We start from the raw sequence: 13763 nt of genomic DNA, 5'->3' as shown, positions 1-13763 counted from the left end.
GCAGCCTCATGGGACCGGCCGACAGAGGTCAGCCGAGTGGGCGTGCCGGCACGTGCCGGGTGAAGAGGTGGTCGGCGAACTGCCGGAACGCGCCCTGTCCGCCGCTGGCCGGCCCGACGTGGTCGGCCACGTCGAGCGCCTCCGGCCGGGCGTCTCCCGGAGCCCCCGACACACCCACCGCTGTCATGGCCTGGACGTCGTGCACGTCGTCCCCGATGTAGGCGACCTGCGCCAGCGGGACGCCGTGCCGGGATGCCAGGGCAACGACGTCGGCGAGCTTGTCCGTGGAGCCGAGCAGGCAGTCGTCGACCCGCAGCTTGCGGGCGCGCTCGGCCACGCTGGTGTGCGACTCTGATGTGAGCAGCGCCAGGCGGACACCTGCCTCCCGCAGCAGCTGGAAGCCCTTGCCGTCGCGCGCCGAGAAGGTCTTGGTCTCGGTCTCGACGGTGCCGTAGGTCAGCCCGTTGTCGGTCAGGACCCCGTCGACGTCCGCGACCACCAGCCGCACGGGGCCGACCCGCGTCTTCGTCGGTCTGGTCCGATACGCCCGCAGCAGGGCGTCGGTGACTACCAGGTCCGCGGGCGTGTCAACCTCGACGCCCGCCACCTCATCAGTCTCGACGAGACCGATCCGCCCGCCGATCCGCACCCCGTCTGCCCGCAGCCGGTCCACCGACGAGGCATAGACCGCACCGGACTCCACGAGGAGCCCGGGCCAGTCCTGGCGGCGCGGCCGCTGGGCGGGGGTGTAGTTGACCGGCACGCAGCCGTCGCCGTCGTACGTTTCCCAGAGGAACGAGTGCCGCCGGACGACGCTCAGGGCGCTGTCGTGCGTGCGCAGTCGGGCGGCCACCTCGTCGATGGTCTCGGCGGTCGTCAACGGGCTGGTCGCCTGGACGAGGGCCACGTCACCCTCGATCCCGGCGCCGTCCACCGCCTCCAACAGGGCCGCCTCGCTGGAAGCGGTGTCCGAGGCGGACTCCGCCGAGCGGCGGTGGACCTCGAGCCATCGCCCGCCGTAGAGGCGGGCGACGGCCGCGATCTCCTCCGAGTCGGTGCTGACGATGACACGGTCGACCGCCGCCGCTCGCGACGCAGCGGCAACGGTCCAGGCGATCAGCGGTCGACCGCCGACAACGGCCAGGTTCTTCTTCGGGATCCCCTTGCTGCCACCCCGCGCCGGGATGACGACGGTCAGAGGCCGTCGGTCCACTTGAGCTTCTCCCGCGTGGCCTTCTCGACCTCGAGCAGGTCCTCGGCCTTGTAGGTGAGCGCCTTGCTGACGTTCACGGTGTCCCGCTTGAGCTTGCGCAGGCCGTCCGGCTCCAGGGACGCGGAGTGGTCGGTGCCCTTCGAGGTGCGGTCGAGGGTGAAGTGGCGCTCGATGGCCTGCGCGCCCAGCGCCATGGCTGCGACGTCCGCGGCGATGCCGAGGTGGTGGCCGGAGAAGCCGATCCGGTCCACCCGGTCGCCGTAGGCCTCCACCAGCCGGCGGATCTCCAACAGGGCCAGCTGGTCGAACGGCACGGGGTAGCCGGAGGTGCAGGCGTAGAGGACGACATCGCCCAGCCGGCCGCGGCCGTCGAGGAAGGCGACGATCTGTTCTTCCTCGGCGCGGGTGGTCATGCCCAGCGAGAGGTGGATACCGCCGGAATACTCGTCGCAGAGGATGCCAAGGACGTCGAAGTTCAGGTTGGTCGCCGAGGGGACCTTGATGAACTCCGGCGCGAGCTTGGCGACGTCCCGGGCCGAAGCGGTGTCCCACACCGACGTCGAGTAGACGACGCCCTCGGCCTCGCAGTGTTCCTTGAGCTCCTCGTGCTGACTCATGTCGAATTCGAGGAACTCACGGTGCGCTCCGTAGCTGTCGCCGAAGCTGTGCATCGGGTTCGGGTGAGGGGCGTCGTACTGCTCCGGGCTGAGCAGCAGCCGGTTGTTGCGCTTCTGGAACTTGACTGCGTCGACTTCGCAGAACTTCGCGGCGATCGACACCATGCGCTTGGCCAGGTCCAGGTCGCCGGCGTGGTTGCAGCCGATCTCGGCGATCACCGTGGGGGGCTTCGTGGTCACTGAGTACTACCTCTCGGGTTCGAAACCGCACGTGCGTGGAGAAGCTCAGGCGGCTGGGCGGGGGTCCACGCGATGGCGGACCGAATCCCGTGTCCGCACCACGCTAACCCTTCGAGCGAGATGGGGTGGACGCTGTGTATTGATGAGACCCCGGTGAGTAGGGCGACATCTGGGGTTCGTCACGACACGCCTCACCCCGCGGGAGGATGACCCCGCCAGCCCGGCACGGGAGGATCGCCGCATGCGCGTGCTCGTCACCGGGGGAGCGGGCTTCATCGGCTCGCACTACGTCCGGACCATGCTGACCGGAGGTTACCCGGGCTTCGAGGACGCCGAGGTGACCGTCTTCGACAAGCTCACCTACGCCGGCAACCCGGCCAACCTGGCGCCGGTGGCCGACTCGCCGCGCTACCGGTTCGTGCGGGGTGACATCTGCAGCGCCGCCGACCTCGACGCCGCCCTGCCCGGCCACGACCTCGTCGTCAACTTCGCCGCCGAGTCGCACGTCGACCGCTCGATCACCGGCGCCTCGGAGTTCGTGCTGACCAACGTGCTCGGCGCCCAGCAGGTGTTCGAGGCCTGCCTGCGGCACGGCGTCCGCCGGGTCGTGCACGTCTCCACCGACGAGGTCTACGGCTCGATCGACGAGGGCTCGTGGACCGAGGACCACATCCTGGAGCCGAACTCGCCGTACTCGGCGGCCAAGGCCGGCGGGGACCTGATCGCCCGCGCCTACGCGAAGACCTACGGGCTGGACATCTCCATCACCCGGTGCAGCAACAACTACGGGCCGTACCACTTCCCCGAGAAGGTCATCCCGCTGTTCGTCACCAACCTGCTCGACGGGCACAGGGTGCCGCTCTACGGCGAGGGGGCCAACGTGCGCGACTGGCTGTTCGTCGACGACCACTGCCGCGGCATCCAGCTGGTCGCGGAGAAGGGGCTGCCCGGCGAGTTCTACAACATCGGCGGCGGCCGGGAGCTGTCCAACCGGGAGCTGACCGAGAAGCTGCTCGAGGCCACCGGCCGCGACTGGAGCTACGTCGAGAACATCGTCGACCCGCGCGGCGGCGGCCACGACCTGCGCTACTCGGTGGACTACTCCAAGACCGCCGCGCTCGGCTACGCGCCGCGGATGGGCTTCGAGGACGGGCTCGCCCTCACCGTGCAGTGGTACCGGGACAACCGGGCCTGGTGGGAGCCGCTCAAGGCCCGGCTCGTGGACACGGCGGCCACCGGCCGGGCATGACCGGACCCGACCTCCCGACCGCCTGGCTGGTCACCGGCGCCCGCGGGCAGCTCGGCGGCGACCTGCTCGCCGTCCTGGCCGGCCGGCCCGGGGACCGCGTCACCGCGCTGGGCCGCGCCGAGCTCGACCTGACCGACGAGCGGCAGGTGCGCGACGTCGTCCGCCGCTGGCTGGACGGCGTCCGCGGGGCCCGCCCCGTCGTCCTCAACGCCGCCGCCTACACCGCGGTGGACGCCGCGGAGACCGACGAGGAGACCGCGCTCCTGGTCAACGGCCGCGCCCCCGGCTGGCTGGCCGAGGAGCTGGCCGGGCGCGGGCGGCTGGTGCACGTCTCCACCGACTACGTCTTCGACGGCCAGGCCACCGAGCCCTACCCGGTGGACGCCCCGGTCGCGCCGCGCTCGGCCTACGGCCGGACCAAGGCGGCGGGGGAGCGGGCGGTCGCGGCCGCCGGGGGCGACGCCACCGTCGTCCGCACCGCCTGGGTGTACGGGGCGCACGGCGGCAACTTCGTGCGCACCATGGCTGGCCGCGCGCTCGACGGCGCCCCTGTCTCGGTGGTCGACGACCAGGTCGGCTCGCCGACCTGGGCGGCCGACCTCGCCACCGGCCTGGTGGCGCTCGGCGCCCGGCCCGGTCCGGTGCCGCCGGTGCTGCACCGCACCGACGCCGGTGCGGTCAGCTGGTACGGCCTGGCCCGCGCGGTCTTCGAGGAGGTCGGCGCCGACCCGGCCCTGGTGACCCCGACGACGACCGAGGCCTTCCCGCGCCCCGCGCCCCGCCCGGCGTGGTCGGTGCTCGACGGCAGCGCGTGGCTGGCCGCCGGGCTGCCCGCGCCGCGGCCGTGGCGGACGGCGCTGCACCTCGCGCTGCAGCAGGAGTGGCCGCTCCGCTGAGACCTGCGAGCCGTGGGGCCCGAGTGGTCAGCGGGTCGCGACGGACCGGATCTCCGGAGATCGTCGGCCGCGTCGACTCAAGACCGGCTGTGGCGGAGCCGATGCTCTCCGTGGACAGATGCGCCCTCGTGCGGGGCGCAGCCGCCACGCTCCACCGGAGGACCAGCCCGTGCGTCGCCGCTTGCTCGCCGGAACCACCGCCTTCGTCGTCCTCACCGGGGTCGTCCTGGTGCTGCCCGTCTACGCCGAGCCGAGCCCCGAGGCCGTGCCCGTCGAGACGTCGGTGGAGGAGGTCGCGATGGGGTCGTTCACCGCCCCCGCGCCCGAGGCGCAGGTGCAGGAGGGCACCACCGACCCGGTCGCCGGCGTGCCCGACACCGTGCCGACGCTGTCGGTGAGCGCCACCGACGTCGCCGAGTTCTCGCTGGTCGGCGTCACCTGGGCGTACGACCCGGCGGTCACCGACACCGTCGTTCAGGTGCGGGTCCGCGACTCGGACGGCGCCTGGGGGACGTGGACGGAGGTCAGCGCGGAGGCGGCCGAGCAGGAGGCCGAGACGGACACCGGCCACCCCGTCCGGGGCGGGACGGCGCCGCTGTGGACCGGTCCGGCGACCGCGGTGGAGGCCGAGCTGGTGACGCGCTCCGGCGCGCAGCCCACCGACGTGCAGCTGGACCTGGTCGACCCGGGCGAGAGCGCGGCCGACGCCTCCCTCGGCGACCCCGACATCACCGAGACCGCCGACGCGGCGGTGGCGATGCCGCCCGTCTTCTCCCGGGCGCAGTGGGGCGCCGACGAGAAGCTCATGAGGTGGACCCCGCAGTACGCCAGCACCATCAAGGCCGCGACGCTGCACCACACCGCCGGGTCGAACAACTACACCGCCGACCAGGTGCCGGCAATCCTGCGCTCGACGTACACCTACCACGCGCAGAGCCTGGGCTGGGGCGACATCGGCTACAACGTCCTCGTCGACAAGTTCGGCCGTCTCTGGGAGGGCCGCTCCGGCGGCCTGGCGAGCACCGTGGTCGGCGCGCACGCAGGCGGCTTCAACACCTCGACCTTCGGGGTGTCGATGATGGGCAACTACGACGTCGTCGACACGCCCCAGGCCATGATCGACTCGGTCGCGGCGATCATCGCCTGGAAGTTCTCCCTGTACGGCGTCAACCCCAGGGGGACGACGACGCTCACGTCGGGCGGCACGGACAAGTACGCCGCGGGTGCCCGGGTGACCCTGCCGACGGTGTTCGGGCACATCGACACCAAGAGCACCGCGTGCCCCGGGAGGTACGGCTACGCGCGGCTGGGCGAGATCCGCGACAAGGCGGCCGCCCGGATGGCGAACACCAAGTCCCCGATCGCGACCCGCTACGACTCCGACGCCGGCCTGCGGACGTGGCTCGGCGCGCCGGTGGGCGGCGAGCAGTCGGCGGCCGGCGTCACCTGGCAGGTCTACGCGAACGGTGCCCGGCTGTACTCCTCGCCGCTCGGCGGCGTCCGGCTGGTGCTCGGCGGCATCCTGGACCGCTACCTCGCTGCGGGCGGGCCGGCCGTGCTCGGGCCACCGATCACCGACGACGCGCCGACCCCCGGGGGGCGCGGCGCCTTCGTCCGCTTCCAGCACGGCGACGTCTACTGGTCGCCGGCGACCGGCTCGCAGCTGGTCCGCGGCGAGATCCTGAAGGCGTGGCTGGCCACCGCCGGTGCGACCGGGTGGATGGGCTTCCCGACGACGAGCGACGCGCCGACGTCGGACGGCCGCGGCTACGTGGTCCGATTCCAGGGGGCGGACATCTACTGGTCGCAAGCCACCGGAGCCCGGTACGTCATGGGTTCGATCCGGGACACCTGGCTGGCTGTCGGCGGGACGTCGTCCTTCCTCGGCTTCCCGACCACCAACGACACCGCCGCCGGCACGGGCGCCTACGTCCGCTTCCAGGGTGGCGAGGTGCTGTGGTCGCCGACGACCGGGACCCGCATCGTGCGCGGCAACATCCTCGACGCCTACCGGGCGGTCGGCGGGCCAACGGGGGGTCTGGGCTTTCCGACGACCAGCGACGCGCCCACGCCGGACGGCCGCGGGTACTTCGTGCGCTTCCAGGGCGGCGACATCTACTGGTCACAGTCCACGGGAGCCCGCTACGTCATGGGCTCGATCCTCTCAACCTGGCTGGCCGCCGGCGGCTCGGGCGGCTACCTCGGCTTCCCCACGACCAGCGACACGATCGTCCCCGGGGGGCGGGGCGCATACGTGCGCTTCCAGGGCGGCGACGTCTACTGGTCGCCCGCGACCGGCACCCAGATCGTGCGCGGCGAGATCTTGAACGCCTGGCTGGCTGCTGGCGGGGCGACCGGGTACCTCGGCTTCCCGACCACCAGCGACGCGAAGACCGATGACGGCCGCGGCTACTTCGTGCGCTTCCAGGGCGGCGACGTCTACTGGTCGCACATGACGGGCCCCCGCATCGTGCGCGGCTCGATCCTGTCCACCTGGCTCGCCACGGGCGGGGCGACCGGCCCGCTGGGCTTCCCGACGACGAGCGACACCCCCATCCCCGGCAAGGGCGCGTACGTCCGCTTCCAGGGCGGGGACGTGTACTGGTCGCCCACGACCGGGACGCAGGTCGTGCGGGGCTCCATCCTGTCCACCTGGCTCGCCACGGGCGGGGCGACCGGTCCGCTGGGCTTCCCGACCACCAGCGACGCGAAGACCGCTGACGGCCGCGGCTACGTCGTCCGCTTCACCGGCGGCGACGTGTACTGGTCGCCGGCCACCGGCACCCAGGTGGTGTCCGGCGCGATGGCGACGACCTACTGGCAGCGCGGCGGCAGCTCCTCGGCGCTGGGCTTCCCGACCCGGTCCAGCTATGCGATCCCCGGGGGGATGCGCACCGACTTCGAGCACGGGTCGATGACATGGAACGCCACCAGCGGGGCGATCGCTGTGACCCAGTGACCCCAGGCGGCGCGGTTCCCGCGTCGCTCCACGCCGCGGGTCATCACTGCCCGTAGCCTGCCGAGCACGGCTGCATGCGTGCGGCCGCGACCACCGCGCGAGCGGACAGCGCCGTCCCCCGCCCGGACGCCGATGACCGACCCCCGCCGTGGGTCGACCTGGGAGTGCCCATGTCCCGCAGGACCCGTCGTAGCCGCCGTCGTCCCCTCCTGGTCCTCGTGACCCTGGTGCTGGCCGCGGGGGCGTTCGTGCTCTGGACCCGGTCGGGGGACCCCGCCCCGGCCGCGGCCGGGACCCCCACGCCCACGACGTCGTCGGCCGCGCCGTCCGCGGGCGTGCCCTCGTCGGACGCGCCGTCGCACGCGTCGTCGGAGGTCCCCGCCACCGGCACGGAGGAGGAGGCCGACGAGGAGCCGTCGTCCCGCCCGACCGCGACCACCTCCGCGCCGGAGCCCGAGGAGGCGGAGGACGACAGCGGGCTCACCGCGGTCGCCGTCTCGCTGAGCTACACCGCCTACGACGCCGCTGCCGGGGCCGTCGTTGCCGGTGGGTACGCCGACGGCGTCGTCGAGGAGGACGCCACCTGCACCCTCGTCCTCCGGCGCGATGGCGTGGAGCTCCGCGGCGAGTCGCTGGGTGCGGCCAACGTGACCACGACCGACTGCGGCGAGGTCAGGGTGAGCGGCGACGCGCTGGCCTCGGGGACGTGGGAGGCGGTGCTCAGCTACACGTCGGACACGTCGGTCGGGCAGTCCACGGTGAGCGAGGTCGTGGTCCCGTGAGGCCCCGTCTGCGCCTGATCGCACCCTGCCTGCTCGTCCTGGGGCTGTCGTTCGTCTTCGCGGTCGGCTCCTCGCCGCAGCAGCCGAGCCTGCACGAGTCGGCCGACCTGCGGCTGTTCAACCCCGGCGACATCATCGACGACGACGTCTTCTACAACATGGGCGCGATGGACGCCTCGCAGATCCAGGCGTTCCTGGAGCGTGAGGGTGCCGGCTGTACCAGCAGTCTGTGCTTGAAGAACCTGCGGCAGGACACCTGGACCCGTGCCGCCGACCGCTACTGCGGGACCTACGCGGGGCTGCCCGGCGAGACGGCGGCTCAGATCATCTCCAAGGTCAGCCGCGCCTGCGGGGTCAACCCCCAGGTGCTGCTGGTACTCCTGCAGAAGGAGCAGAGCCTGGTCAGGACATCGGCTCCTACAGAGGAGAAGCTCCGCAAGGCGGTGGGCTACGGCTGTCCGGACACCGCACCCTGCGATGCGCAGTACTACGGCTTCTACAACCAGCTCTACAGCGCGGCTCACCGCTTCCAGTACTACCGGGCGAACCCGGGCTCCTTCGGTCACCGGGCAGGCATGACCATCAACGTCCGATACCACCCGAACGCGGCGTGCGGAACCGTGCCCGTCTACATCCACAACCAGGCCACCGCGGGGCTCTACAACTACACGCCGTACACCCCCAACGAGGCGGCACTGCAGGCCGGCTACGGCACGGGCGACAGTTGCTCGGCCTACGGCAACCGGAACTTCTACCTGTACTTCACCGACTGGTTCGGCAGCACGCAGTCCGGCCCGGCGTCCATCGACGACAAGTACGTGCACCTCCGGGCGTCCGGGGTGGACCTGGGCGGCCCGACATCCGACATGGTCTGCAACCTCCCGTGGGGCGGCTGCTCACGCAGCTACCAGGGCGGCACCATCTTCTGGCACCGGGATACCGGCCCCCACGTCGTCCGCGGGGCGATCCTGCAGCGCTACCTCTCCCTCGGCGGCCCGAGCCGGCTCGGCTACCCGACTGGCGACGACACCGCGGCGCCGGTGAACCCGGGATACTTCACCGACTTCCAGAGCGGGGCGATCTACTGGTCGCAGACGACCGGGGCCCGTGAGGTGCGCGGCGACATCCTGGCGACGTGGCGGCAGATCGGCGCCCAAGCCGGTGTGCTCGGCTACCCGGTCGGCGGCGACGAGGCGGTCCCCGGGGGCTACCGCACCCGCTTCCAGGGAGGCACGCTCTACTGGTCGCCCGGGACGGGCGCCAAGGCCATCCGGGGCGCGCTGCTCGACAAGTACGAACGCTCGGGCGGGCCGGCGGTGCTCGGCTTCCCGGTCGCCCACGACGGCGCCACGAACTCCGGGGACGGCGCCTTCGTAGATGTCACCGGCGGCTCGATTTACTGGACAGAGCGGACCGGTGCACAGGTCGTCCGCGGGGCGATCCTGGCGACCTGGCGAGAGCTGGGCGCCCAGTCCGGTCCGATGGGGTACCCGACCGGCGACGACACGGCGGTGGCCGGCGGCTACCTGACGGCGTTCCAGAACGGCGGGATCTACTGGTCGCAGGCGACCGGCGCGCGGGGCGTGCGCGGAGCGCTGGACGCGAAGTACCGGGCCTACGGCGGGCCGGCGGTGCTGGGGTTCCCGCTGGCGCACGACGGGTCGACCAGCTCCGGTGGCGGTGCACAGGTGCGGCTGCAGGGCGGGGACATCTACTGGTCGCCGGCCACGGGAGCGCACGTCGTCCGCGGGGCGATCCTGGCGACCTGGCGAGAGCTGGGCGCCCAGTCCGGTCCGATGGGGTACCCGACCGGCGACGACACGGCGGTGGCCGGCGGCTACCTGACGGCGTTCCAGAACGGCGGGATCTACTGGTCGCAGGCGACCGGCGCGCGGGGCGTGCGCGGAGCGCTGGACGCGAAGTACCGGGCCTACGGCGGGCCGGCGGTGCTGGGGTTCCCGCTGGCGCACGACGGGTCGACCAGCTCCGGTGGCGGTGCACAGGTGCGGCTGCAGGGCGGGGACATCTACTGGTCGCCGGCCACGGGAGCGCACGTCGTCCGCGGTGAGATCCTCGCGCGGTGGCGCCAGCTTGGTGCCGGAACGGGGGTCCTCGGTTTCCCCACCGGGGACGACACCGCCGTCCCCGGTGGCTACCGGACAGACTTCCAGGGCGGGACGATCTGGTGGTCCCCGTCGACTGGCCCCCGCGTGGTCGAGGTCCCTGCAGCGGCGGCCTACGCCGACATGGGCGGCCCGGCGTCCTCCCTCGGCTTCCCGACGGGGGACACCCGGACCGTGGCCGAGGGCCGCCGCACCGACTTCCAGGGGGGTTACCTGCTGGTCGCTACCGACGGGACCGTGAGTGCCCACGGGCGCTGAGCGATACGACGACGGCGCCCGCCGACCCTCATTGGGGACCGGCGGCCGCCGTCGTGTCGGCGCTCAGGCGGTGCCGGCGCCGTCCGAGCGGTTCAAGGAGCCGGGCCAACGGGCGGCCTCCAGCTTGCGCAGTCGCTCCTCGTAGAGCGCGATGCCGCTGAACCGCACCCGGATGCGCTCGTGCTCGCGCACTACGTCATCGAGCAGGCGGCGGGCCTCGGTGAGGTCATTCTCCGATCCCACCTCGACTGGGCCGTCGGGGCGCTCCCGGTCGGCGATGCGGACCTCGAGGGCGGCCACTTGGGGGCCCAGCCGGTTGAGGTCGAAGGTCACCTCACCGTAATGGTCGCGCAGGCTGCGCAGCTCGTCGGCGACTCGGCGCAGGTCGTCGTGCACCCGCCGCAGGTCAGCGGCAAGGACGTCGAAGCGCTCGTCGACGTGTCGGCGCAGCGCGTGGAGCTCGGCACGGAACTCTGCCCGCACGTCGGCGTCACCGTGCTCGACGCGGTCGTGCACGTCCTGCAGCGCGGGGGCAATCCTGACGGCGACGACGGCGTCGAGCTTGCGCTGCACCCGCGCCCACACCGGGTTCTGCCGTGCCGCGCCCGCGAGCCGGTGCACCCGGCCACTCACCGGAGGAACTCCGCGGTGCCCGTGTCGATCCAGCTGCGGATCATGGTCGCCTCCGCGATGAGTTCGTGGTCCTCGGTGAGGAGGATCGGGTCGCCGTAAGCGTGCTCCCACGTCGTCTGCACAGGCCTGTCGAGGAAGGAGTAGCCGGCCAACAGCAGTCGGGCCCGCGGGTACAGCAGGCGGGCGAGGTGCGCGGCGACCGTGCCGGTCGTCGCCCACCGCGGCTGCGCCGGGTCGAACCCCAGCGCGCGGGAGAGCGGCTGGTTCACCTCGCGGTTGGGGACGGGGACCAGGCCGAGGTCGGCCGGCCACCAGCGGGGCAGCCGCTCGCCGTCGAAGTACATCGCGCCGGGCTCGTTGTAGAGGTACAGCCGGGAGCGGTAGTCCTGGAAGACCCACGGCGTTGCCTGCACCAGCCACTGGATGACGACGACGTCGGCGCGGGTGCCCAATCCTCGGCAGTGCCGCGGCCCGTCGAGGGCGAATCCGTTGACCCGGATCACGAGGTCGGCGGCATCGATGGCCGCCGAGCGGGCCGGGTCGGGGTCCACCGGGGCGTTGCCCACGACGGCGACCGTCTCGACCGGGGTGCGGCCGGTGTAGGCGTCGACCAGCCCGGCGACGAGTTCCAGACCATTGGTCACCGGGGTCGGCGCACCGACCATCGGATCTGCCACTGCCATTCCGGCGACGGTAGCAAGTGCCCGTGGCGCACAGGTTCTGCCGGGGCGGGTGGCCCTCCAGGGAGGGGTGTGACGGATGGGGTCCGACGTTCCCCTCGATGCCGGGCCGTGATTGGGCCACGCGGTTATGCTGCGGTCGTCACCCGGCCCGGGGAGTCCGTTCCCGACGCGGCCGGTGGGTTGTCCGACCAGGCGCAACCGCCGAGCGGGCCGGCCACGTCATGCCGTCGTTCTGAGGACCGCACATTCCAATGACCACCATCTCCGCCGAGCCCGCCGCCGCACCCCAGCAGACCGACGCCGCCACTCTGGCGCAACGGGTGCTGACGCTGCCGCCGGCGCTCGGCCTGCCGGCTGAGCTGTACGCCAAGCGTGTCCAGGGCCGCGTCCGCCTTGAGCGCACCTCCTTCTCGCTCAACCCGCACTCGGCGCTGACGACCAACACGTACTTCGGCCGGGTCCCCGCTTCGTACTGGCAGCGCTGGACCGGAGTCACGCAGATAACCTTCCAGGCGGAGTACTCCGGTCAGGGGGTCGTGGAGCTCTTTGCCAGCGACTTCCACGGCGAGCCGCGCACCGTGGGCGGGCAGGAGTTCGACGGCGACGGCCGGGTCTCGCTGACCGTGGCCATCGACAAGTTCGTCGACGGCGGGGCGATCTGGGCGGACTTCCGCTCCGGCGAGGGCGAGCTGCGAATCTCCGACGCCCGGTGGACGATCGCCGACCCGCCGCGACCGCGGAAGACCGCCGTCGTCATCTGCACGCACAACCGACCCACGGACTGCATCAAAACCCTGCAGGCGCTGGCCGCCGACCTCCCCGCGCTCGGCGAGCTGGACAAGGTCTACGTCATCGACCAAGGCGACAAGCGGGTCTCGGCGCAGCCGGAGTTCGAGCAGGTCCAGGCCGACCTCGCAGGTCGTATGCGCTACATCACCCAAGCCAACCTCGGCGGTGCCGGCGGTTTCACCCGTGGCATGTATGAGATCACCGAGGTCGAGGCCGAGCACCACGCGAACGTCCTGTTCATGGACGACGACATCGTCCTCGAGCCGGAGTCGATCATCCGGCTGACGTCCTTCGCCAATTCCGCGCGGCAGCCGATCATCGTCGGCGCGCAGATGCTCTACGCCCTGCATCCCAAGCGCCTGCACACCAGCGCCGAGTACGCCGACCTGGGTACGCTCGAGGCGGGCAAGGTCGTGCCTCGGGCGATGTGGAACGCCGACATGACGCAGGAGAATCAGGAGCTGCGCGTCGACGGCGTCTACAACGCTTGGTGGAGCGCGATTCTGCCCTCGGAGATCGTTTCGGCGACCGGCTATCCACTGCCGGTCTTCTTCCAGTGGGACGACATCGAGTACGGCTACCGGGCGCGCGAGAACGGGTTCACCACCGTCACCCTCCCCGGCGCCGGCGTCTGGCACGCCGATTTCACGTGGAAGGACCAGGACGACTGGTCGCGGTACTTCAGCGTCCGCAACAGCCTGATCACCGCGGCCCTGCACTCGGGGTTCGCCAGCAAGGGCCTGGCGCGGGTGTTGTTCAGCCGCGTGCTCGCCTACATCACCTCGATGCAGTACGGCCTGGCGGCCACGGCGATCAAGGGCATCGACGACTTCCTGGCCGGCCCTGAGCTGCTGCGTGACGGTGGCCAGCGGGCCCTGGCAGAGGTGCGCGAGCTGCGCCGGGTCTACCCGGAGACTGTCAAGCACTCCGCCTCCGACGTGCCGGGCCTGCCGCTGCGCGGCGAGCCCACCGAGCGGGCGGCCCCGCACCCGTCGATGCTCAAGGCCGTACTGGCCAAGCGGATCCTCTGGCAGCTGACCGACCGCAACGTCGGGTCGGCCAACGTCACGCTCGAGGACTCGCAGTGGTGGCACGTCTCACGCTTCCGCAAGGTCGTGGTCACCGACGCCTCGCAGGAAGGTGTGCGAATCCGCGAGTTCGACAAGCAGACGGCCCTGCGGCTAGTCCGAGAAAGCGCGGCGGCCTGCCTGCGCCTGGCCAAGGAGGGCCCGGCTGCGGCCGCGGCCTATCGGCAGGCGCTGCCGGAGCTGACCAGCCGCGAAAACTGGCGGCGGCTGTTCGACGGCGAGGCCGAGTAGGC

10 protein-coding genes are annotated in these 13763 nt (G+C 72.0%); 6 read left to right on the top strand and 4 right to left on the bottom strand.

The genetic code is table 11. The features are described from left to right. Positions 1-28: 28 nt before the first annotated feature. Together ACI79G_RS14640 and ACI79G_RS14635 are read right to left on the bottom strand one after the other, a co-directional pair. Positions 29-1213, bottom strand: a complete 1185-nt coding sequence (locus ACI79G_RS14640) for a cytidylyltransferase domain-containing protein (protein ID WP_456881847.1) — start codon at positions 1211-1213, stop codon at positions 29-31. Beyond that, a complete protein-coding gene (locus ACI79G_RS14635; protein ID WP_456881846.1) occupies positions 1195-2070 on the bottom strand; it encodes an N-acetylneuraminate synthase family protein in 876 nt (291 codons plus the stop codon). The genes ACI79G_RS14640 and ACI79G_RS14635 overlap by 19 nt, the downstream gene beginning before the upstream one ends. A gap of 241 nt (positions 2071-2311) precedes the next feature. Between ACI79G_RS14635 and rfbB the strand changes: the two genes are divergently transcribed. The 5 genes from rfbB to ACI79G_RS14610 all read left to right on the top strand — a co-directional run bounded on the left by rfbB (position 2312) and on the right by ACI79G_RS14610 (position 10337). Beyond that, positions 2312-3319: a dTDP-glucose 4,6-dehydratase gene (rfbB, locus tag ACI79G_RS14630; protein ID WP_456881845.1), complete on the top strand. Its 1008-nt coding sequence runs from the start codon at positions 2312-2314 to the stop codon at positions 3317-3319. After that, positions 3316-4215 (top strand): dTDP-4-dehydrorhamnose reductase, encoded by a 900-nt coding sequence (rfbD, locus tag ACI79G_RS14625; RefSeq protein ID WP_456881844.1) that lies wholly within the window; start codon positions 3316-3318, stop codon positions 4213-4215. Before rfbB ends, rfbD begins: the two co-directional genes overlap by 4 nt. Before the next feature lie 169 nt (positions 4216-4384). After that, positions 4385-7174: an N-acetylmuramoyl-L-alanine amidase gene (locus tag ACI79G_RS14620; RefSeq protein ID WP_456881843.1), complete on the top strand. Its 2790-nt coding sequence runs from the start codon at positions 4385-4387 to the stop codon at positions 7172-7174. Between the two features lie 170 nt (positions 7175-7344). Then, a complete protein-coding gene (locus ACI79G_RS14615; protein WP_456881842.1) occupies positions 7345-7956 on the top strand; it encodes a hypothetical protein in 612 nt (203 codons plus the stop codon). Then, positions 7953-10337 carry a hypothetical protein gene (locus ACI79G_RS14610; protein ID WP_456881841.1) on the top strand — a complete coding sequence of 795 codons (2385 nt, stop codon included), beginning with the start codon at positions 7953-7955 and terminating at the stop codon, positions 10335-10337. Before ACI79G_RS14615 ends, ACI79G_RS14610 begins: the two co-directional genes overlap by 4 nt. 63 nt (positions 10338-10400) lie before the next feature. Here ACI79G_RS14610 and ACI79G_RS14605 read toward each other — a convergent pair whose 3' ends face one another. Both ACI79G_RS14605 and ACI79G_RS14600 read right to left on the bottom strand, forming a co-directional pair. Further along, on the bottom strand, positions 10401-10970 hold the full coding sequence (locus tag ACI79G_RS14605) for a hypothetical protein (RefSeq protein WP_456881840.1): 570 nt from the start codon (positions 10968-10970) through the stop codon (positions 10401-10403). After that, complete coding sequence (locus ACI79G_RS14600; RefSeq protein ID WP_456881839.1) at positions 10967-11653, bottom strand: hypothetical protein; 687 nt, start codon at positions 11651-11653, stop codon at positions 10967-10969. The genes ACI79G_RS14605 and ACI79G_RS14600 overlap by 4 nt, the downstream gene beginning before the upstream one ends. A 251-nt stretch (positions 11654-11904) precedes the next feature. Between ACI79G_RS14600 and ACI79G_RS14595 the strand changes: the two genes are divergently transcribed. Beyond that, positions 11905-13761: a glycosyltransferase gene (locus tag ACI79G_RS14595; protein ID WP_456881838.1), complete on the top strand. Its 1857-nt coding sequence runs from the start codon at positions 11905-11907 to the stop codon at positions 13759-13761. Positions 13762-13763 lie beyond the last annotated feature (2 nt).

This window comes from Geodermatophilus sp. SYSU D00779 (genome assembly GCF_054050595.1).
This window is presented reverse-complemented; position numbering and strand designations above follow the sequence as displayed.

Excerpts from the sequence above, each read along its gene's own strand:
- rfbB (WP_456881845.1), top strand. The coding sequence starts at position 2,312 with ATGCGCGTGCTCGTCACCGGGGGAGCGGGCTTCATCGGCTCGCACTAC.
- rfbD (WP_456881844.1), top strand. The coding sequence starts at position 3,316 with ATGACCGGACCCGACCTCCCGACCGCCTGGCTGGTCACCGGCGCCCGC.
- ACI79G_RS14615 (WP_456881842.1), top strand. The coding sequence starts at position 7,345 with ATGTCCCGCAGGACCCGTCGTAGCCGCCGTCGTCCCCTCCTGGTCCTC.
- ACI79G_RS14600 (WP_456881839.1), bottom strand. The coding sequence starts at position 11,653 with ATGGCAGTGGCAGATCCGATGGTCGGTGCGCCGACCCCGGTGACCAAT.
- ACI79G_RS14595 (WP_456881838.1), top strand. The coding sequence starts at position 11,905 with ATGACCACCATCTCCGCCGAGCCCGCCGCCGCACCCCAGCAGACCGAC.